Origin of the sequence: Chryseobacterium oryctis, from assembly GCF_025971925.1 — a bacterium.
GTDB lineage: Bacteria > Bacteroidota > Bacteroidia > Flavobacteriales > Weeksellaceae > Chryseobacterium > Chryseobacterium oryctis.
Genome location: NZ_JAPDHV010000004.1, coordinates 36,464 through 56,381, shown reverse-complemented (window position 1 = coordinate 56,381; position 19,918 = coordinate 36,464). Strand labels below are relative to the sequence as shown.

Below are 19,918 nucleotides of genomic sequence, written 5' to 3'. Positions count from 1 at the left end.
AAATAATAGATAAAATTCTATAAAACCCCAATAAAAACAAAAAAACAGGCAATAAAATCACCTGTTTTAACATTTATTCATCAAAAAGAGAATTAATATTCAAACAAAACACTTCCCCAGGTAAACCCGCTTCCGAAAGCTGAAAGAAGAACCAAATCCCCTCTTTTGATTTTGCCCTCTTCTATCGCTTCACTTAAAGCAATCGGAATAGATGCCGCAGTCGTATTACCGTACTTCTGGATGTTATTATGAATCTTTTCATCAGGTAAACCAAATTTTTGCTGTACAAACTGAGCAATTCTCAAATTCGCCTGATGCGGAATAAACATATCTAAATCTTCAATTGTTTTTCCTGCTTTATTTAAAGCTTCCTGCATGGTTTCAGGGAATCTTGTTACTGCGTGTTTGAATACGAAATTCCCATTCATGATAGGATAAACCTCTTTGTTGGTAACATTTTCTGGCTCTTTTCTCATTCTGTCACTCCATCCGTATTTAGAACCAGGGAATTGTGTGCACAATTCATCTGCATATTTACCTTCAGAATGCATATTTACAGCTAAAACATCTCCTGCATTTTCATCTTCAGTAGCAGAAAGAACAATAGCTCCTGCTCCATCTCCAAAAATTACAGAAACACCTCTGCCTTCATCAGAAAAATCAAGCCCGAAAGAATGAACTTCTGCACCTACAACCAAAATATTCTTATAAGTTCCCGATTTAATGAAAGCATTAGCAACACTCATTGCATACACAAATCCTGAACACTGATTTCTTACATCTAAAGCTCCGATTGTATCACAACCCAACATTTCCTGAAGAAGAACTCCACATCCTGGAAAATAATAATCTGGAGAAAGTGTAGCGAAAACAATATAATCAATATCCTGAGCAGTCATTCCTGCTTTTTCAATGGCTTTTTCAGCAGCTTTAAAACCTAGATAAGCTGTGGTTTCCTGAGAATCATTTCTATTTTTTCTGTGATGTCTTTCTTTGATACCTGTTCTTTCCGTAATCCATTCATCATTAGTAGTCATCAATTTAGAAAGGTCATCATTGGTAACAATATTGTCCGGAACATGAAATCCTATCCCTTTTATAGTACTTTTAATCATATAGTTTTTTAATTTTGGCAAATATAAAACTTATTTAAAACATAGTATTTCAAAATATTACTATTTTTACTTTATGCCAATTAATACAATATACGAAGCCCCAAAATGCGAATGGGTAGATGTTGAGGCTCCTACTCAGGATGACCTGAAATTTCTTCACGAGAAATATAAAATCAATAATCTTCTTTTGGAAGATACTCTGGATCCTAATCACTTGCCAAAATACGAGGAAGACGGAAATGTAAAATTTTTCCTGCTTCGTGAAAGTACCGAATTGGAAAGAAAAAGTCTCAACACCATTAGTGATATCAGTACCAAAATAGGAATTTTCATTCTGGGTAATACCATTATTACGGTTCATAGGATGAAAACAAGAAGTATCGCTGAAACAAAAAAAATATTCTCAGCTCCACAAAAAGAGGCAAGTCCACAGAAAATTGCGTTACAGATTGCTTTATTAATCATGAAAAGTTTTGATGATGAATCGGTAAGCCTCTTGGAAACTATGGATAATATCGAAAACGAAATTTTCCTTAAAAACACCAATCACACCAACCAAATCCGAAGATTGTATAAATTAAAAAGAAAATCGGGATTAAATTCAAGGGTTTTAACGATTTCTACGGATGCAATTGATAAATTCAGGCTACTTGATTTACAGGATTCTGAAGTGGTAGATTTAAAAGACAAGCATAAAGATGTTGTTGCCGATTTTGACCATTTAAATGCACAAATTACTAACTTAATCGGAATGTTTTTAGCTTTATCTGACCAAAAAGCTAATCAGGTAATGAAAGTTTTGGCTGTTTATTCAGTATATTTTTTACCAATCACCTTTATTGCAGGAGTTTACGGAATGAATTTCGACAACATGCCGGAACTCCATCACAAATATGGCTATTATATAACAATGGGAATAATGGCTTTGGTTGTAATCTGTACTTTTATCTATGCCAGAAGAAAACAATGGTGATTTTACGTAGCAATTTATGGTAAAAACCCTATGATTTTAAATTTTAATAATAACTAACTTTAAATATTAAAATCAGTTACCAATCGTTGTAATTATAGACGACAGCTCATAATTGCAAACAAAAACACCCAAAAAGCCATGAAAACTAATACCCTCAACAAAATTCTTGGAGAAGACATACTTTCTCCGGAATCTAAAGAAAAACTCAAAGTTTTACATGAAAATATCTCAACAAAAGAATTTTCGGATCTTTTGGACGCCGAAGATAACCAATATGTAGAGTTTGTACAGGAAGGAGGCGGAGTTTGGGGAAGCGCACTTGTCGGCTACCTTTACGGATTGGAAATTTTTGGAATTCGGTTTTTAAAAATTGCAGGAACAAGTGCAGGAGCAATCAATACAATGCTTATTGCAGCCTGTAAAACCAAAGAAGAATCTAAAAGTGAAGTCATTAAAGACATTCTTTTTAATTGGAATTTTGCAGATTTTATGGATGGAAAAAACTATGTAAAAACTACCATTCATGCGATGCTGAATAACAAAAATTTCATCAAAATAAATACGATTTTGGCGATTATCATCATGGTAATTCTCATCATCATTCCTTTTGCCTTTTCTTCCGAAACAATTTTAAAAGCCAAACTTTTATTTTTGATTCCGTTAATTCCTATTATTATTTTTCTGTTTGTTTTCAAAAAATTTTACAACGATTTCAGAAAACACAACAGCGGACTAAATCCTGGTAATACTTTCTTACAACAAATGACAGATGTGATGAAAGGCTTCGGAATAAAAACGGTTGCTGAGCTCAATGCAAAGTTTATTCAAAAAGAAAAAGACCTTAATCTGAATTATCGCTACGGAAACGGAACTGAATATTATGACATTACCCTAAAAAGCATTCAGGAAATTAAACACATAAATGCTGAACATATCGACGAAACCCGTTATAGAATCTTCTACGAAAGTGCATTAAATAACGAATATTACAAAAATAATCCTTTCTATAAACTTAAATCAGAATATATTGTCATCACAACCGATATCAATGCAAAAATAAAGGTAGAGCTTCCCACAATGGCAAATTTATACTGGTCGGAAGATGAATTGAAAAACATAAGTCCTGCCGAATTTGTAAGGGCTTCGATGTCTGTTCCGTTCTTTTTTGAGCCTTTTCAAAAGTCTATCAACAAAAATGATGACTCTGTAAAATACGCTTGGAAATTTTGGATGAACACGAAACCTGAAGACATCTACCCTGTCGGAATTTTCATTGATGGCGGAAGTATTTCTAATTTTCCGATAGATTTATTTCATGCAAGTGACATTTTTTATCCGAGAATGCCTTTATTTGGAGTAGAATTGACCAATGATTCTGATATTGCCTCGGAAAAAGGAAAAACAAGCGAAGAAATTATGAAATCTCCGTTTTCTTTTTCAGGAAATATATTGAGTACGTTGAAAGGGTTTAACGACAAATCTTTTCTTACCAAACATACATTTTACCATCAATTCAGCATTCAGTCTGTTAATTGCGGAAAGAGTAATTGGCTGAACTTTTTTATGAAAAAAGAAGAAAAAGAAGAACTTTTCAATCGCGGATTTCAGGCTGCCCTTGATTTTCTCAATCAATTTGATTGGAAAAAATACAAATACGAAAGAATGCTGCTCTCCATGAAAGAGAAAAAAGTTTTAAAACAGGAGGATACACCAACGGTGGGGTAAGGATTTTTGAGTATTTTTGGAAATACTAAAGAATATCACAAAATATGAAATACTTCTATCTTTTGATTTTGTTGTTTGTTTTAAGTTGTTCTAAAACAGAGAAAAAAATGATTTCAGAAAAAGAACTTCAACAGCAAAATGTCGCTTTTATAATTGATAATTCCATCACTATGATTTCTAAGGATTTTGAGCCTGACAAAATTACTGTCGTAAAAAAATTCATGGAAAATATTGTCAATAATAAAAAAGAAAATCAAGCATTTTCAATAGTTGTTTTTGCAGAGAACTCTTATATTTTGTGCCCCTTAACTAAAGATAAAGATGTATTATTATCAGCAATTAATAAACTAAATTTAGGTATATTCAAATTAAAACCGGGTACTAACTTTTCAAATGCATTATTAAACGGAATATCTTCTTTAAAAGCTGAAACAGATAACAAATCAATGGTTCTAATTACAGATGGAAATGAAAATAGAAAATCTTTTCCTCTTCATATTCCTGTTGAAGATGCTATTAAAAACAATATTGCCATCAATTCAATCATAATAACTCCAAAAGATTATCAAATATTACCAGAATCAGTAGACTCAAAAGGAAACTGGACTTTCCAAAAATTAAAAACAGAGCCTATTGACATTGCTAAAGTACAAGATATTTCTTCTAAAACAGGAGGAAAGTTTAATATTTTCTACACAAAAGAAGAGTTTTTAAAACTTGACTTTCAAAAACTTATTAATGAAACTCTACCCGCTAAAAACATAAAAATAGTACCTCAAACAAATGATGAACAACTAAACAAAATATATGAAAAAATTAAAATATCAAATGATAGTTTAGCTATAAAATTTATTCAAAACTAAAATAGCTAAACACCTGCTTTATTTTTCCAGAACTCGACTTCTTTTTTAAGTTCCATAATACGTTCTTCGTACTGTTCTATAAGCTTTTCAGAAGTGTTATAATTGTTCGTCTGGTTTTGAATTATACCACTTGATCTATCATTCGTCTGTTCATTATCACTATTTATTTGTACACTTCCTTCTTCTGGTTTTAAAATCTCGTCCATGCTTACTTCCAAAGAAGAACAAATATTTTCAATATGATTTACCCATGAATTGGTTTCTCCATTTTCTATTCGTTGATAAGTTGATCGTGAAATATGAAGTTTCTCCGCCAATTCTTCCTGAGAAAATCCTTTATTTTCTCTATATTTTCTTATTCTTTTTCCTATAGTTGTATTCATGGCTACCCATCTAATTATATAAAGCAAATATAAATTATTTTCAAAAATAATCAGGCATCAAAAATAATCAGGCATCAAAAATAGGGCATCATAATTAAATATTTATTCACACATTTGTAGAGTAATAAAAAAAGTATATATTTAACAATCAAAAAACAAATGTCTATGAAGAAAAATTTATTTCTCAGGCTATTGCTAATGTCAGCATTTGCCTTTATGCTACACTCCTGTGTACACGATGAGATTACTACCTCTGTAAATCCCCAATCTAAAGAATACCATTCTAAAAGTCTCTGGAAAGAAGATGAAAGGTACATCGAAAACGTGATGAAAGTTTTCGAAAAGTATGGTGACGAAAATTATTTTACAGCCAATTTCGGAAACATCTATTGGGATTATGCAATAACAATGGGAACAAAAGAAACCTTTCTGGAAGCTCCCGTTATAAAGAATGGCAAAGTAAATTTTATACTTGTTGTAGAGAAAGAGGGTGACAGAGTATTTTTCAGAAGAAAAAATAATGAAGAATCTAAAAAATTCTTTAATGCTTTGGTTTTCAACGACAGGAGCCGACACAAAATAACCGCAACAGACGGAGCGGCAAATACTTCACCAACCAACAAAGGATGTATTGTAATTGAAACAACATGGACATGGACTAATGATGACGGAAGCGCAGGACCAACATATACCTACATTGACATGTATTGCTCTGGTCCTTTATTGCCTTGTGAAAGCATATATCAAGGTGATGGTTGTGGGGGAGGCTCAACTGGAGGAGGAGGAACAGGAAGTGGTAGTAGTTCAGGAGGAGGAGGATTTCCTTATACTCCAGAAATCCAAAATTTTACAGATAATTGCTCAAAAGTAAAAACCTTAACTAATAATACTACTTTTAAAAGCAATATTACAAATTTAGAAGGGAAAACAAATCTAAAAGGAGAAACAGGCTACATCCAAAGAACTGATGGAAATTATACTTACCAAGATACAGCAGGACAAAACGAAACATCAAACACTTTATCTCTCCCTAAAGCTGATTTTCCTGAAAATAAAAACATTATGGGCTATATTCATACTCATGTTAATGATTATACTTATACAGACGAAGATGGCACCGAAATAACAAGAAAAGGAATTAAAATGTTTTCACCAGCAGATATAAAATATTTTATGGATATGCTTAAAAATGCTCAGGAAGCTGGAAGGCCTTTATCTGATGTATATGCTGTAATGGTAACCAGCAATGGTAATTACCAAATTAGGTTTACGGGAAATCAATATCAGATTAAAAGCTTTACACAACAGCAAATTAGTGACTTCACTAGAGATTTTCCCACATTTATGGAGAAATATTCAAATGATTTAGAGTCTGGTTTTTTAAACTTCATAAGCGAAAAAATGAATGTGAAAGCGACCAATCTTTATAAAATGGATTCTAATGGCACAAATTATGAAATAAAATTAACTGCCGAAAAAACTAAAATGACTTCCGGTTGCCCGGGTTAATAATTAAAATAAAAAATTATGAATAAAAAATTAAGTATTATTTGTCTTGCTATCTTCACTAATTGCTTTGCGCAGACTGTATCACTTGAAACAATGGCTCAATGTGAATTTGGAGCTTGCCCCCCAGCAACATATGTTAAGGATGTAAATAATTTATTGAATAAATATGTGGGAACATGGAAAGGTATGCTTGATGATAAAAATTATGAATTTAATTTTATAAAAAGAGAAAATTTTGGTTTTGAAGATAGTTTGAAAAAAGATAGATTAATTGGAAGATTAAAAATTACTAGCTCAAATGGAGTTATAGAATATGATAATTTTTCTCAACCAGATGATAAAACAAGTTTTTATGGACATAACCTTCAACCAGATTTAAAAGCATATATGGCTCGTTTTTCAGGTGGAAAATTAGGATGTATAGATTATGGATATGTTTATTTAAGAATTAAACCTGAAACGCCTAATAATATGACTGTAATATTTTTACCGGATAATGATATAGCGACAGAAGATTGTACTAATTTTAAAACGACCATACCAACTAAGAAAAATATTTATTTAACGAAACAATAATGATGAACAATAAAATCTTACTTATTATATGCGTGTCAATTAGTAATTTTATGCTCAGCCAGAAAATGAGCTTAAATAATATCGCATATTATGAGTTCGCTTTTTGTAATTCTCCACTTACAGTAGGCCTCCAGGAAAAGAAAAATAATAGATTCTCTGGTTCTATTTATGTTCATCTGGAAAAAAAGAAAAATAACAATATTAAAGAAATTAATAGAAACAAGAAAATACCTCCTAAACAAGCAAAAAGAATTATCTCAAAATTAAAAGAACTGGAAATTGATTTAGTTAATGAAAATTATGATGATGATTCTCTTGTTTATTTAGATGGTGATTATTTAACAATTAAAATTCTAAGAAAAGGAAATCTTGAAAAACTTTCTTTTGATGAAATTTACCCTGAAAGTAAACTCAAAATTGAAAAAACACCTTTAAGAAGTAAAATTCAAAATTGGCTTACTATTATTGATGATGAACTAAATTTAAGAGAACAATACTCAAAGATTAAATATAAACTAAACAAAGGAACATATTGTTACGATAGTGGAATAAGAAGCGTATGCTTTGAAAAAATAAAGCCTACTAAAAAATCAAAGCAATAAGACAAAAGCCTCATTTCAGAGGCTTTTCTCAAATGATAGTTTAGCTATAAAATTTAATCAAAACTAAACCTCCATCCACTTCGGGTTTTGTTTCAAAACCTCATTATAAACAGGGCAACTTTCATCATGGCAACCTTTCAAAAAACCTATACTCATCAGAAATTCATTAACGATTTCCCCGCCTGTAAATTTGAAAGTTTTTTTGAAAATCTTCATCCATTCTTGTAAAGTCTTAGGATGATGATATTCCAGCCATTTTTCGAATGAACCAAATTCTTTCTGTAATTCTACAATAGTTTTGGCATTTTCGATAGCTGCATTTACTTTCAATTTATTTCTAATAATTCCTGCATCATTTAAGAGCCTTTCTCTGTCTTTTTCTGTGTAATTTGCTACTTTCTGAATATTAAAATTATCATAAGCCTTCCTGAAACTTTCTTCTTTCTTAAGAATAGTTTCCCAGCTCAATCCCGCCTGATTGATTTCCATAATCAATCTTCCGAACAGCTCATTATCATCATGAATAGGAAAGCCATAATGATTATCATGGTAATTTTTATGAAGTTCTTTTCTACTTTCAGGCTGCATACCTTCAATTGCGGTGCAATAGCTCATTTATTTTCATTTTGTCTGTAAATATAAGTGAGTTTGCTGACAACTGTTTGTCAGTAGGTTTATTTTTTATATTATTTTAATTAAAGTCTATCAATAAAATCCAAATACATGGGTACACTTCTCTCAATCCATTCTTTAGAAGGATTCTGCTCAATTCCGTAAAAAACAAACGGTTCTTTATAATTTGCTTTTATATAATCAAAAGTAAGCTCAAAAGGTCTTGTAAGTTCTTTTATTGTGTATTTATATTTCCCCGTTACCTGAAATTCTTGTTCATCAATTCCTGCCGATATTGCCAAGGCAACTTTCTTTCCTCCTACTTTATAACCACTTTTACTTCCATAAGCCCAGCCATACAAAAGCACTTCATCAAACCATTTCTTCAAAAAAGGTGGACTGCTAAACCAATATAAAGGAAACTGAAAAATTATTTTATCATAAGATTCTATAAGTTCCTGTTCTTTTACAACATCAATTTTCTCATCCGGATAAGTTTCATATAATTGATGAACTACATATTTTTCAGGAAATTTATTTAATTCTTCAACCCATCTTTTATTGATTAAAGATTCTTCCATTTTGGGGTGAATTACAATTATTAATGTTTTCATATTTTAAATTTCTAATACAAAAATAATATGTGTAACTTTCATCTTATATATTGGCAACCAATTGTATGGTACTATAAAAAATGTAAGTAATGACTAAAATAAAAGAAACCTCCACAAATTTTTCAAATAAAAAAGCTCTTGCCGAAGAATGTCCTGAAGTCTACGCATCAAACATGATTGGCGGACAATGGTCTTTGGCAATTTGCTGTTATCTTATCAACGGGAAACTGAGATTTGGTGAACTGAAAAAGAAATTAGAAAACATTACAGAACGTATGCTTACCCTTCAGCTACGAAGATTGGAACGGGACAAAATTATTACAAGAACTGTTTATGCAGAAGTTCCTCCACGAGTTGAATATGAACTGACAGAAATAGGATATAAATTGAAGCCCATCATCGAAGAATTAGAAAAATGGGGAAAACTTCATAAAAAGATTCTTTAAATTAATCATTATTTAAAATAAAAAAACTCCAATTTTTGGAGTTTTTTATTGATTAACTTTAGTGCATTGCTTCACTTAAATCTATTTTTTCTTTACCTTTTCGTTCTTTTATGAACAAAATAAACGGAATACATATCAAAAATATTACTCCTAAATAAAGGAAAACATCCATATAAGATAAAACTGTTGCCTGTTTGGTTACCGATAAATCCAGCACTTTGTAAGCTGCATTTATGGCTGCATCGGGAGTCATGCCTTTTGAAATAAAACCAGCTTTCAGAGCATCAATTCTTTGCTGAACCTGAAAATCTGAAGAATCTAAATGAGAAATTAAATTCAATCTATGTTCCTGAGTTTCGTTGGCAATGAATGTTGTAATTGCTGCTATACCAAATGAACCACCAAGCTGTCTCATCATTCCCGTAAATGCTGCTCCCTGACCAATTTCCTGCCCTTTTAATGTACTTAATGATAATGACGTAATTGGAATAAACAATAAACCTAAACCTGCACCTCTTACAATCAGCATCCAGAAAAATGCTTCCTTACTTGTATCCGGTGTAAGAATTTTATAACCCCAAAAACTGTAGATGAAGAAAATAAATAATCCTAATGCCACAAGAATTTGCTGTTTTGCACCTCGAGATAACAGCCTTCCAATAATAGGCATCATGAAAGCTGTCGTTAATGCAGCAGGAATCATTAAAGCTCCTGACTGAAGTGCAGTCCAACCCAAAATACTTTGTGTATAAAGAGGTACAATAAATGTAGAGCCATATAATCCAAAACCTAAAACAAATGACATCACCGTACCAATCCTTAAATTTCCATTTTTCAAAACTCGAAGCTCTACAATCGGATATTTAAAAGTAAGTTCTCTCCAAAGAAATAAGATAAATCCTAAAACAGCAGCAATGGTAAATACGACAATCATTCCGCTTTCAAACCAATCTTCTTCATGTCCTCTTTCCAATATAAATTGTAATGAACCAACCGTAACTGCCAATAAAGCGATTCCTAACCAATCTACATCTGAAACTTTTCGTTTTTCGGCATATTTGGGGCTTCTCACAAATTGTAACGTCATTAAAGCGGCAGCAATTCCAATCGGAATATTGATATAAAAAATATACGGCCAACTGAAATTATCTACAATATATCCTCCCAATGGTGGACCTAAAGTAGGACCAATAATTACACCCAAACCATAAATTGCCTGAGCCATACTTCTTTTTTCAAGCGGATAAGACTCTGTAATGATAGTTTGTGATGTTACCAATAAAGCTCCTCCACCTATTCCCTGCATCAATCTGAAAAATACCAGTTCCCAAATATTGGTAGCATTTCCACATAAAAATGAGAAAATAGTAAATATAATGATGGAAGCAGCAAAATAATTTCTGCGCCCAAACTGCTGAGAAAGCCAACTCGTCATCGGAACAATGATAACATTCCCAATTGCATAAGCTGTAATCACCCAGCCCACCTCAGAAAGTGTGGCTCCAAGGTTACCTTTCATTTCGTTTAAGGCAACATTTACAATTGTGGAGTCCACAATTTCCAGCAAAGCACAAAGAATAGCCGTAATCGTAATGATTACTCTTCGGGCTCCATATTCTACTAATGAATCTTGCATAGTTGTAATAATGTAAAAAAGTGAATTATCAGTAAGGATTCAAACATTGGGTTAATTTTACTACTTCATCAAACCTTTATCATCGATTTTCCTCCAAAACAATCGATAATTCACTTATTTCACAGTTTTAAATATTATTTAAGCAAAACCACTGCTTTCACATTCATTCCTGTTCTTAATTTTTTTGCAATATTCTTATCAAGATTTACAAAATCAATTTTTACAGGAAGTCTTTGAACAACTTTCACAAAGTTACCGCTCGCATTATCCGGAGGAAGAATAGAAAATGTAGCTCCGGTTGCAGGTGAAAAAGAACTTACGACACCATCAAATTCTTTATCAGGAAAAGCATCAATCTCAATTTTCACTTTTTGACCTTCAAGCATTTTATCAACCTGAGTTTCTTTGAAATTGGCAACCACCCATTTTTGGTCATTTTTCACTAAAGCAAACAATTGAGCTCCAGCTTGTAAAAATTGACCTGCCTGAATCGGAACTTTGCCAACATATCCATCCTCTGGAGCTAATATTACCGTGTAAGAAAGATTCAATTTTGCATTTTCTACGTCAACTTCTCTCTGCTTCGCTACAGAATTTGCCACACTGATTTGCTGAGAACTTGCCGCAGTTTGAGAAGAAGCAATACCGGTCTGTTGAGCAATCTGATTTCTTTGGTCAATCAAAACCTGCAATTGTTTATCTGCCGTTTGTTTAGCCGCCAAAGCCTGTTCATATTGTTGTTGAGTTATAGAATGGTCTTTTACAAGATTAGCATATCTTTTTAAATCCTGACTCGTTTTCCAGACATTTACTTTTGCAGCTTCTATTTGTGCATTAGCTGTAGTTACAGCCGCTTGAGACGAACCGATATTTTTTGATGTAGCTGTTGTAGATGCTTCCGCTGTAGAAATATTACTTTTTGCAGTCGATAAAGCAGCCTGAGCTTGTTCTAAAGCCATCTTTTGGTCTCTGTTATCTAAAATAACCAATGTATCCCCTTTTTTTACAAACTGATTATCTTTTACTTTCACCTCTGCCACATACCCCGAAATTTTTGAAATTACAGGAGCCATATTTGAAGCTATCTGCGCATTATCTGTTTCTTCATGAGACTGTCCATAGGAATAAGCATTGTATCCGTAGATTCCTCCGCCTATTAAAACAGCTCCTAAAATTATTGGAAAAACTAAACTTTTCTTCTTTTTAGGTTCAGCTGATTGTGTATTATTATTTTCCATTTTTGGTATAGTTCTTAATTTTATTTTATTGTTAAAATTCCTGTAGTTTGTAATAGTTTTCTGTAAGCTAAAGCTGCATCCGCCTTTGCATTAATAACACCAACATTTGCTGCAATTTGGGCTGCATCAGCATCCAATAATTCTGTCATCGTAGCTAGACCATTATCATATTTATTCTTTGTAATTCTGTAGTTTTCATTAGCCTGTTCAGCAGATTTTTCAAAAACAGCAATTCTTTTTCTGGAATAATCCGTATTTTGGTATTCTCTGTTAACCTCTAACTTAATATTGTCATTTAATAATTCATCTGTTGCTGCCAATTGTTTTTCTCTTGCCTGAGATTGTTTTAAAGATGAATTTTCTTTCCAAAGATTTGAAAGATTGTAAGATACCCCTAAACCAACATTCACAGCATTATACACGGTAAGAAATTTTGGAATATCTGCTGCAACATATCCCCCTGTAAAAGCAATTGAAGGAAGATTTTCAGCTTTTGCAGCTTTTGTTCCCAATTCTGCTGCTTTTCTTTGCTGAGTCAATGCTTTTAAATCTTTACGATTTTCTTTAGCCTCAATCACATAAAAGTCTACAGGTTTTACATCATCTCCTTCATCAATATAGTTTTGGTCTACTTCAATTTCGGTGGTTTCGGGTATACCCAAAAGTAAATCCATATTGATATTGGCAATATTGTAATTGTTTTTAGCTTCCAATAATTGCAATTCTATATTTGATGTCTGAAGATTGGCTTTCAATCTGTCGTTTCTTGCAATTAATCCATTATTTTCCATTTTAAGAAAAGTTTCGTCCCTTTTTCTGGAAGCTGTCAGGTTTTCTTCTAATACTTTGATAGATTGATTAGCTTTAAACAAATTATTGTATGCCTGAGCAATATTATAAGCAATCGCAATCTTATCATTCTCTGTGGTTAACTTAGAAGCCTCTACCAAATATTTTGCAGATTCAATTCCATATTTTATTCTTCCTCCACTATAAATAGGAACACTAAGATTAGCCGAACCATAAAGCACCTGATGTACCTCCGGACCTCCTGCTCCGGAAACTCCCGGAAGTTTTATCTCCATAGTCGGTTTTATCGGAAGATACGTGTAACTTCCCGAAATCTTCAATTCCGGAAGCTGTCTGTTTTTGGCTTCCAAAAGATTTGCCGTAGCCTCTTCAATCTTTGCTGCATCTATCTTCAGACTTTTACTGTTTTCTATACCTAACTGTACGGCTTCATCAAGAGTCAAAGTTTTCTTCTCCTGAGCATTTATATTTGCAACGCCTATAAATAGAGCCAATGCAAGGACTGAGTTATTTATTTTTTTCATACCCTAAAAGGTCTTTTAATAAGTATTTTATATGTTTGTTAAGTTCTGTATAGTATTTTTCATCAAAGGTTTCTTCATCATCAGTATCATTCAAAAACTCTTTATACATATCCTTTGCATTGGATGCATAAAACAGAGTTCCACTTACCGTTGCATGAAGAAGATAAATTGGTGGATTTTTAGTGAAAATCCCTTTTGCAAGACCACTTTCTAATATCTTGGAATACATTGTTATAAATCCCATTTTTGTCTGCTTCAGAAACGCAACAATTTTTGGATTTTTTGTGTGAAGCTGTTCTCTTTGCATGATTCGGTAGAAACATTTATGGTGCCTAATTCTGTCTGAAAACTTATCTATTATTAATAGTATCTTTTCCCATTCATTAATATCTGTTCTCTCAATAATTTCTTTTGAAAAAAACTGGCTTTCATTCATTCTATATTCAAGTAATCCTTCATAAAGTTTTTCTTTTGAACCAAAATAATATGAAATCATAGAAATATTTACATTGGCAGCTTTGGCAATTTCTCTTGTTGAAGTTCCTTCAAAACCCTTTTCAGCAAAGAATTTTTCGGCAGCAAATAATATATTTTCTTCTTTCGAAACCATTCTATTATCAAATTTTGAGGTGGCAAATTTACACAAGTTTCAAAATAAATCAAACGATTGATTGATTTATTTGCATTAATTCTTTTTAACATTAATATACAACTAACTATCAATTATATATAAAAAAATAAATATCTAGTTTTTATAAAATAAAGACTAATGAAAAACCATAATTATTAAAAAAATCAATCTAAAGTAACACAATCAATAGATGTTATAAATTATTCAGATTGATTTTATTTCCTTCAATCAACCATCAAATCAGTATATCTTTGTCAAAAAATTAAACAAACGTTTATTCGTAATTATGAGAAAGATTAATGTATTATTAGGAGTTTTAGTTGCTGTTTCTTTTTAGGCACAACAGTTAACAACTAATACAGGAGCACCTGTAGGAGACAATCAAAATTCAAAAACAATTGGTAACAATGGTCAAGTCTTATTAGAAGACATTCACTTAATAGAAAAGTTGGCAGCTTTTGATAGAGAGAGAATTCCTGAAAGAGTTGTACATGCAAGAGGAGCTGGTGCATTTGGAGAATTTGTAGCAGACAAAGACTTTTCTGATGTTACTATGGCAGATTTTTTATCTAAAGCGGGTAAAAAAACACCTCTTTTTGTACGTTTTTCAACAGTAACTCACCAACAAGGCTCTCCTGAAACCTATAGAGACCCTCGTGGATTTGCCGTGAAATTCTATACAGAACAAGGAAATTATGATTTAGTAGGTAACAACTTACCTGTTTTCTTCATCCGTGATGCTATCAAATTTCCGGACATGGTACACGCATTCAAACCATCTCCAGTAACAAACGGAGCGTCAGATGCCAATCGTGTATTTGACTTCTTCTCAAATTTACCGGAATCTACACATATGTTAACTTGGTTGTTCTCTGATTACGGAATTCCTGCTAACTACCGTCAAATGGAAGGAAACGGAGTTCACGCTTACAAATGGGTAAACGCTAAAGGAGAAGTTACTTATGTAAAATACAAGTGGGTACCAAAACAAGAAGTTAAAAACCTTACTCAAGAAGAAGCTAATCAACTTCAGGCTACAGCAATTGAACATGCAACTTTAGATTTACGTAATGCTATCGAAGCAGGTAATTTCCCAAAATGGGATCTTTATGTTCAAATGTTGAAAAAAGAAGACTTCGATAAATTAGACTTCAACCCTGTTGATGTTACTAAAATTTGGCCGGAAACTGTTGCCAAATTAGTGAAAGTAGGTACAATGACATTGAACAAAAACCCTGAAAATTACTTCCAGCAAGTAGAACAGGCTGCTTTTGCACCTGGTACATTAGTTCCTGGAATTGAGGCTTCTGAAGACAAATTATTACAAGGTCGTCTATTCTCTTACTTTGATACTCAAAGACACAGATTGACAGGTAATTTCCAACAGATTCCTGTGAATGCACCTAAAAATTCTGTGAAAACATATAACCAAGATGGTTATATGTCTATAAGAGAGCAAAAAGGAGATGTAAACTATCAACCTTCTACAAATCTTCCTGAAGTAAAAGAGGATGCGAAATTTAAATATTCTAAGTCAGTTTTCCCAGCTGGATCTACAACTGCACAAGCTAAAATTGATAAAGAAAATAACTTCAAACAAGCTGGTGATTTATACAAATCATTCTCTAAAAAAGATCAAGATAACTTAATCAAAAACTTATCTGGTGCTTTAAACTCAGTGAAGAATAAAGTAATTGTTCACAAAATGATTGCTCATTTCTACCAAGCAAATACAGAATACGGAACACATTTGATGAAGGCTACAAATACTTCTATGAACGATGTAAAACAATATTTGCCAAAATAATATTTATTGAATTGGAGTCGATTAAATTCGGCTCCATCATTTTCAACAAATCATTAAAAAAAATGAAAAAGTTTATTTTAACATTAGCCTTAGTTGCTACAGTATATACAGTAAAAGCACAAGATCTATTTTCTGCAGCACGTGAAAATAATGTTGCTCAAATCGAACAATTAATCAGTTCAGGACAAGATGTAAATCAAGCCAATCAAAGAGGTTTTACACCATTGATTTTAGCTGTTTACAATAATAACAAAGAAGCAGCAAAACTATTATTGGAAAAAGGAGCCAATCCTAATGCAAAAGACGCTTCTGGCAATAATGCATTGATGGGTGCAGCTTTTAAAGGGTATCCTGAAATGGCAACTCTATTAATCGAAAACAAAGCAGATGTAAATCAAGTGAATTACAATGGTGCTTCTTCTCTCATCTTTGCAGTAACATTCGGTCAAAATGAAATTGCAAAAAAAATTATAGCAGCTGGTGCAGACTTAACTATTAAAGACAACAATGGAAAAACTGCTAAAGATCATGCTTTAATTCAAAACAATGAAGAAGCCTTAAAATTATTACAATAGTTTTTTTTCAGATATGTATTTTGTTTAGCTAAGACTTACTTCGGTGAGTCTTAGTTTTTATGAATATATCTGGAAAGTTTAATTCCTAAATCTGTCCAGATTATTTTAGGATTTCCGTTTCTTGTTAAATGCAAATCTGCCGTGCTTATTTCTTCTAGAATATTTTCAATATTAGCTCCACTGATGAATTTTGAAAAACCTGCCCAGTTGAATCCATTGGCATTAATTTTTTTATATACCAATTCTTCAGACTGATAATTTTGAAGCAAAGCCAATCTGAAAATTTCAGAACAATAATTCAAGAAGTTTTTTTGTTTTTCTCTGTTCCAACCTGCAATTTCTCTTGACCAAAAGATGATACTCTTTAAAAATTCAGGTTTCTTTTTCACCATGAAAGCATCGCGAACCCATTGAACAAATAATTTTTCAAATTCTTCATTCTTTGTTCCGGATTTCAGAAGTTTAATGGCATCATTCAAATCTCCTTGAGATTCATGCACAATTTCTTTTACCTTCTCCTCAGAAACATTGAAGTTTTTTTTAAGATAAAATTCTAAATCCTCGTCATTTATTCTTGGAACTTCTACCACCTGAGTTCTCGAAAGAATAGTCGGAAGAATATCATTTGTACTTTCAGCCGTAAGAAGAATAACCGTTTTAGCGGGAGGTTCCTCCAAAAACTTAAGAAATTTGTTGGAAGCAGCAACATTCATTTTATCAGCTCTCCAAACAATCAAAATTTTTGTTCCGCCCTCATAACTTTTAAGTGAAAATTTTTGGTTTTGATCATCAACTTCATCTGCTGAGATAAAAAGCTGTTTATTTTCGGACTCCAAAAAAGCCGTCCAGTCATCATAACTTGCATAGGGAGAAGCAAGAATCATTTCTCTGAACTCTTCAAACTTATTTTTGCTTAAAGAATTTTTGTTGTCTGTAAAAACCGGAAAACTGAAATGCAAATCTAAGTGATTCAGGTGTTCAACTTTCGAGGCAGCATGTTCATTTTCCTGGCTCAATACCTCTTTTGCATAGGCTAAAACCATTGGTAATGTACCATAACCCTCCTTTCCTACGAAAAGCTGGGCATGACTGACTCTATTTTCAGCGATACTTTCTTTAAGAAGTTTTTTCAGATTTTCTTGTCCTGCAATATTCTCCCAATTCATGTTTCAAAGATAAATAAATTTACTGAAGAGTATATTTATACCACCTCAATTTTGACGAAATGATACCAGAACGAGGTAATGCTAATTATTAATAATAAAACTATTTTTTATAAAATTTCTTAATTAAAACACTTCCTCTCCCCTCCTTAACAAACTTTAACCACATATAATTTTTACAATTCATTAATATTTAAGATATTTGCGCATTATTTTAAAAATAAAGAATGAAAAAAATCTTTGTAGTATCATTCATATCAGTTGGGTACTTCCTTAATGCGCAGAATTTAAGTAATTCGCCTTATGCAACTTACGGAATCGGAGATGTAAAATATGATAATACGATTGAAACTACCTCAATGGGTGGTATATCAACAGCTTACATTAGTGATTTTACCAGTAATTTTAACTTTGCAAACCCTGCGAACAATGCTAATTTTGAGCTTACAAGTATAAAACTGGAAGCAACCAACGAAAATAATTACTTCAAAACCAATTATAACGATACGAAGTCTACAAAGCACTCAACGTATCTTTCAAATATTTCATTAGCTTTTCCGTTGTCTTCAAAGATTAAAATGGGGCTTTCTTATCAACCGTATAGTTCAAAAAGCTATGATATTCTTCATTCAGAAACAACAAAAGATAATAGTGGAAACGACATAATCGTAGCCAATCGTTTTAAAGGAAGCGGAACTTTAAATACAGCTCAAATTGCCCTTGGATATAAAATTACTCCTGAATTTTCAGCTGGTTTAAGAGCTAATTTATACTTCGGTACTCTTTATGACACCAATGAGGTAGCGTATTCAAATGCTGAATTAATCAATGGATACGAAACAAAAAACAAAATCAAAAATTTTAACTTTACCCTTGGAGCTAGTTATCAGAAAATAAACCCAAGTACTGACCGTAAATTTACTCTTGGTGCAACCGCAACTTTTGGTAATACAAATGGTAACATGACTACTGATTATAAAAACAGTACTTATTATTATACTACTGGTGAAGAAAAAGCTGGCGAAAGCATTATTGAACAGAAAAGCACAGGTTCTAAAAACCTTCTTCCATTACAAGCATCTATTGGAGCTGGTTATGGTGAAGAAAACAAATGGTTCTTATCAGCACAGGTTGACTATAAAAAAGGAGAAACTATAAGCTATTTTGGAAGCACTTTTGACTTTGAAGACTCTTATAGAATTTCTGCTGGAGGTTGGTATTTACCAAACGTTAATAATTTTAGGAGTTATTTCTCAAGAATGGTCTACAGATATGGTGCTTTTTATGAAAAAGGGAATCTGAAAATCGCAGGTCAAAACATCAATAAATTTGGTATTTCGGCAGGTGTTTTACTTCCGTTCAAAAACAGCAGTATAACAAGAATGAGTGGTCTGGAGTTAGGTCTTGAAGTTGGAAAAAGAGGAACTCTTAACAATAACTTAATCAATCAGAATTATATCAACTTTAGAGTTGGCTTCAATTTTGCCGATAAATGGTTTAGAAAAACTCTTTATAACTAGAATGAATTTTATTCAAAACATATCATATAAAAATATAGCATGCCTTTTTAGTTGTGCTATATTTTTTATATTGACTTCCTGTGAAGAAGACCTTACAAAAGCAAACGGAAGCCAAAGTAAAAACTTCCCTTCTCAGATTATTAATAATGCTAATATCATCCAAAGAGATTCTGGGTTTGTAACCATGAGGGCAAAAGCTCCGATTATCGAAAAATATGAGCTTATTGACAGCCCTTATACCGTTGCTAAAAAAGGAATAGATATACAATTCTTTGATAAGAAAAAACCAAAAGTTCCCGGAACGATTAAAGCAAAATATGCCAAGTTTTACGACTACAAAAAATTCTACGAAGCCAAAGGAAATGTAAGAATCACCACCAATGAAGGTCAAAAATTCGCCATGCAAAGTGTTTTTTGGGATCAAAGAAAGAAACGTATTTATACCCATGACACAGTATTTGTAACCATGGAAGACGGCTCTACTCTAATTGGAGCAAAAGGAATGACGGCTAAAGACGACTTTTCCGAGTATACTTTTTACAAAAATACTGGAGATTTCAGTACTGCAAAAATTGCTGAATCTAAGAAATAATACG

19 protein-coding genes and 1 pseudogene are annotated in these 19,918 nt (G+C 32.3%); 11 read left to right on the top strand and 9 right to left on the bottom strand.

What is annotated here, in order from left to right; genetic code table 11:
• Nucleotides 1-92 precede the first annotated feature (92 nt).
• Nucleotides 93-1,115, bottom strand: a complete 1,023-nt coding sequence (locus OH806_RS09945; RefSeq protein ID WP_264743529.1) for a 3-oxoacyl-ACP synthase III family protein — start codon at nt 1,113-1,115, stop codon at nt 93-95.
• A gap of 73 nt (nt 1,116-1,188) precedes the next feature.
• Between OH806_RS09945 and OH806_RS09940 the strand changes: the two genes are divergently transcribed.
• The 3 genes from OH806_RS09940 (at nt 1,189) to OH806_RS09930 (ending at nt 4,676) form a co-directional block, all read left to right on the top strand.
• Nucleotides 1,189-2,088, top strand: coding sequence for a magnesium transporter CorA family protein (locus OH806_RS09940; RefSeq protein WP_264743528.1), 900 nt, complete (start codon nt 1,189-1,191; stop codon nt 2,086-2,088).
• 138 nt (nt 2,089-2,226) lie between these two features.
• A complete protein-coding gene (locus OH806_RS09935) occupies nt 2,227-3,813 on the top strand; it encodes a patatin-like phospholipase family protein (protein ID WP_264743527.1) in 1,587 nt (528 codons plus the stop codon).
• Nucleotides 3,814-3,857: 44 nt separating this feature from the next.
• Nucleotides 3,858-4,676: a vWA domain-containing protein gene (locus OH806_RS09930; protein WP_264743526.1), complete on the top strand. Its 819-nt coding sequence runs from the start codon at nt 3,858-3,860 to the stop codon at nt 4,674-4,676.
• 5 nt (nt 4,677-4,681) lie between these two features.
• Here the strand turns inward: OH806_RS09930 and OH806_RS09925 are convergent, their stop codons facing one another.
• Nucleotides 4,682-5,059, bottom strand: a complete 378-nt coding sequence (locus OH806_RS09925) for a helix-turn-helix domain-containing protein (RefSeq protein WP_264743525.1) — start codon at nt 5,057-5,059, stop codon at nt 4,682-4,684.
• A gap of 165 nt (nt 5,060-5,224) precedes the next feature.
• Between OH806_RS09925 and OH806_RS09920 the strand changes: the two genes are divergently transcribed.
• From OH806_RS09920 to OH806_RS09910, 3 genes are all read left to right on the top strand, one after another.
• The gene (locus OH806_RS09920; RefSeq protein WP_264743524.1) at nt 5,225-6,568 is read left to right on the top strand and encodes a hypothetical protein; all 1,344 of its coding nucleotides are present in this window, start codon (nt 5,225-5,227) and stop codon (nt 6,566-6,568) included.
• 18 nt (nt 6,569-6,586) lie between these two features.
• A complete protein-coding gene (locus tag OH806_RS09915) occupies nt 6,587-7,144 on the top strand; it encodes a DUF6705 family protein (RefSeq protein WP_264743523.1) in 558 nt (185 codons plus the stop codon).
• Between the two features lie 65 nt (nt 7,145-7,209).
• On the top strand, nt 7,210-7,746 hold the full coding sequence (locus tag OH806_RS09910) for a hypothetical protein (RefSeq protein WP_264743522.1): 537 nt from the start codon (nt 7,210-7,212) through the stop codon (nt 7,744-7,746).
• 63 nt (nt 7,747-7,809) lie between these two features.
• Here the strand turns inward: OH806_RS09910 and OH806_RS09905 are convergent, their stop codons facing one another.
• Nucleotides 7,810-8,361 carry a DNA-3-methyladenine glycosylase I gene (locus OH806_RS09905; RefSeq protein ID WP_264743521.1) on the bottom strand — a complete coding sequence of 184 codons (552 nt, stop codon included), beginning with the start codon at nt 8,359-8,361 and terminating at the stop codon, nt 7,810-7,812.
• A gap of 80 nt (nt 8,362-8,441) precedes the next feature.
• Complete coding sequence (locus OH806_RS09900; protein WP_264743520.1) at nt 8,442-8,972, bottom strand: NAD(P)H-dependent oxidoreductase; 531 nt, start codon at nt 8,970-8,972, stop codon at nt 8,442-8,444.
• 89 nt (nt 8,973-9,061) lie between these two features.
• On the opposite strand from OH806_RS09900, the gene OH806_RS09895 reads away from it, so the two are divergent.
• Nucleotides 9,062-9,418, top strand: coding sequence for a winged helix-turn-helix transcriptional regulator (locus tag OH806_RS09895; protein ID WP_264743519.1), 357 nt, complete (start codon nt 9,062-9,064; stop codon nt 9,416-9,418).
• A gap of 58 nt (nt 9,419-9,476) precedes the next feature.
• On the opposite strand, the gene OH806_RS09890 is transcribed toward OH806_RS09895, so the two are convergent.
• The 4 genes from OH806_RS09890 to OH806_RS09875 all read right to left on the bottom strand — a co-directional run bounded on the left by OH806_RS09890 (nt 9,477) and on the right by OH806_RS09875 (nt 14,236).
• Nucleotides 9,477-11,054 (bottom strand): DHA2 family efflux MFS transporter permease subunit, encoded by a 1,578-nt coding sequence (locus tag OH806_RS09890; protein WP_264743518.1) that lies wholly within the window; start codon nt 11,052-11,054, stop codon nt 9,477-9,479.
• Between the two features lie 134 nt (nt 11,055-11,188).
• Nucleotides 11,189-12,292: an HlyD family secretion protein gene (locus OH806_RS09885; protein WP_264743517.1), complete on the bottom strand. Its 1,104-nt coding sequence runs from the start codon at nt 12,290-12,292 to the stop codon at nt 11,189-11,191.
• 20 nt (nt 12,293-12,312) lie between these two features.
• Nucleotides 12,313-13,626, bottom strand: a complete 1,314-nt coding sequence (locus tag OH806_RS09880; RefSeq protein WP_264743516.1) for a TolC family protein — start codon at nt 13,624-13,626, stop codon at nt 12,313-12,315.
• Nucleotides 13,610-14,236, bottom strand: a complete 627-nt coding sequence (locus OH806_RS09875) for a TetR/AcrR family transcriptional regulator (protein WP_264743515.1) — start codon at nt 14,234-14,236, stop codon at nt 13,610-13,612. The genes OH806_RS09880 and OH806_RS09875 overlap by 17 nt, the downstream gene beginning before the upstream one ends.
• A gap of 358 nt (nt 14,237-14,594) precedes the next feature.
• On the opposite strand from OH806_RS09875, the pseudogene OH806_RS09870 reads away from it, so the two are divergent.
• Both OH806_RS09870 and OH806_RS09865 read left to right on the top strand, forming a co-directional pair.
• A pseudogene (locus OH806_RS09870) lies at nt 14,595-16,064 on the top strand (catalase); the annotation flags it as partial.
• A gap of 62 nt (nt 16,065-16,126) precedes the next feature.
• Nucleotides 16,127-16,639: an ankyrin repeat domain-containing protein gene (locus tag OH806_RS09865; RefSeq protein WP_264743514.1), complete on the top strand. Its 513-nt coding sequence runs from the start codon at nt 16,127-16,129 to the stop codon at nt 16,637-16,639.
• Between the two features lie 50 nt (nt 16,640-16,689).
• Here OH806_RS09865 and OH806_RS09860 read toward each other — a convergent pair whose 3' ends face one another.
• On the bottom strand, nt 16,690-17,805 hold the full coding sequence (locus OH806_RS09860) for a DNA polymerase III subunit (RefSeq protein WP_264743513.1): 1,116 nt from the start codon (nt 17,803-17,805) through the stop codon (nt 16,690-16,692).
• A gap of 224 nt (nt 17,806-18,029) precedes the next feature.
• Between OH806_RS09860 and OH806_RS09855 the strand changes: the two genes are divergently transcribed.
• Nucleotides 18,030-19,322: a hypothetical protein gene (locus OH806_RS09855; RefSeq protein WP_264743512.1), complete on the top strand. Its 1,293-nt coding sequence runs from the start codon at nt 18,030-18,032 to the stop codon at nt 19,320-19,322.
• Between the two features lies 1 nt (nt 19,323).
• Nucleotides 19,324-19,914: an LPS export ABC transporter periplasmic protein LptC gene (gene lptC / locus OH806_RS09850; protein ID WP_264743511.1), complete on the top strand. Its 591-nt coding sequence runs from the start codon at nt 19,324-19,326 to the stop codon at nt 19,912-19,914.
• Nucleotides 19,915-19,918 lie beyond the last annotated feature (4 nt).

What these genes read in the sequence shown, in the direction of transcription:
- OH806_RS09945 (WP_264743529.1), bottom strand. Translation starts at nt 1,115, where the DNA reads ATGATTAAAAGTACTATAAAAGGGATAGGATTTCATGTTCCGGACAAT.
- OH806_RS09940 (WP_264743528.1), top strand. Translation starts at nt 1,189, where the DNA reads ATGCCAATTAATACAATATACGAAGCCCCAAAATGCGAATGGGTAGAT.
- OH806_RS09935 (WP_264743527.1), top strand. Translation starts at nt 2,227, where the DNA reads ATGAAAACTAATACCCTCAACAAAATTCTTGGAGAAGACATACTTTCT.
- OH806_RS09930 (WP_264743526.1), top strand. Translation starts at nt 3,858, where the DNA reads ATGAAATACTTCTATCTTTTGATTTTGTTGTTTGTTTTAAGTTGTTCT.
- OH806_RS09925 (WP_264743525.1), bottom strand. Translation starts at nt 5,059, where the DNA reads ATGAATACAACTATAGGAAAAAGAATAAGAAAATATAGAGAAAATAAA.
- OH806_RS09920 (WP_264743524.1), top strand. Translation starts at nt 5,225, where the DNA reads ATGAAGAAAAATTTATTTCTCAGGCTATTGCTAATGTCAGCATTTGCC.
- OH806_RS09915 (WP_264743523.1), top strand. Translation starts at nt 6,587, where the DNA reads ATGAATAAAAAATTAAGTATTATTTGTCTTGCTATCTTCACTAATTGC.
- OH806_RS09910 (WP_264743522.1), top strand. Translation starts at nt 7,210, where the DNA reads ATGAGCTTAAATAATATCGCATATTATGAGTTCGCTTTTTGTAATTCT.
- OH806_RS09905 (WP_264743521.1), bottom strand. Translation starts at nt 8,361, where the DNA reads ATGAGCTATTGCACCGCAATTGAAGGTATGCAGCCTGAAAGTAGAAAA.
- OH806_RS09900 (WP_264743520.1), bottom strand. Translation starts at nt 8,972, where the DNA reads ATGAAAACATTAATAATTGTAATTCACCCCAAAATGGAAGAATCTTTA.
- OH806_RS09895 (WP_264743519.1), top strand. Translation starts at nt 9,062, where the DNA reads ATGACTAAAATAAAAGAAACCTCCACAAATTTTTCAAATAAAAAAGCT.
- OH806_RS09890 (WP_264743518.1), bottom strand. Translation starts at nt 11,054, where the DNA reads ATGCAAGATTCATTAGTAGAATATGGAGCCCGAAGAGTAATCATTACG.
- OH806_RS09885 (WP_264743517.1), bottom strand. Translation starts at nt 12,292, where the DNA reads ATGGAAAATAATAATACACAATCAGCTGAACCTAAAAAGAAGAAAAGT.
- OH806_RS09880 (WP_264743516.1), bottom strand. Translation starts at nt 13,626, where the DNA reads ATGAAAAAAATAAATAACTCAGTCCTTGCATTGGCTCTATTTATAGGC.
- OH806_RS09875 (WP_264743515.1), bottom strand. Translation starts at nt 14,236, where the DNA reads ATGGTTTCGAAAGAAGAAAATATATTATTTGCTGCCGAAAAATTCTTT.
- OH806_RS09865 (WP_264743514.1), top strand. Translation starts at nt 16,127, where the DNA reads ATGAAAAAGTTTATTTTAACATTAGCCTTAGTTGCTACAGTATATACA.
- OH806_RS09860 (WP_264743513.1), bottom strand. Translation starts at nt 17,805, where the DNA reads ATGAATTGGGAGAATATTGCAGGACAAGAAAATCTGAAAAAACTTCTT.
- OH806_RS09855 (WP_264743512.1), top strand. Translation starts at nt 18,030, where the DNA reads ATGAAAAAAATCTTTGTAGTATCATTCATATCAGTTGGGTACTTCCTT.
- lptC (WP_264743511.1), top strand. Translation starts at nt 19,324, where the DNA reads ATGAATTTTATTCAAAACATATCATATAAAAATATAGCATGCCTTTTT.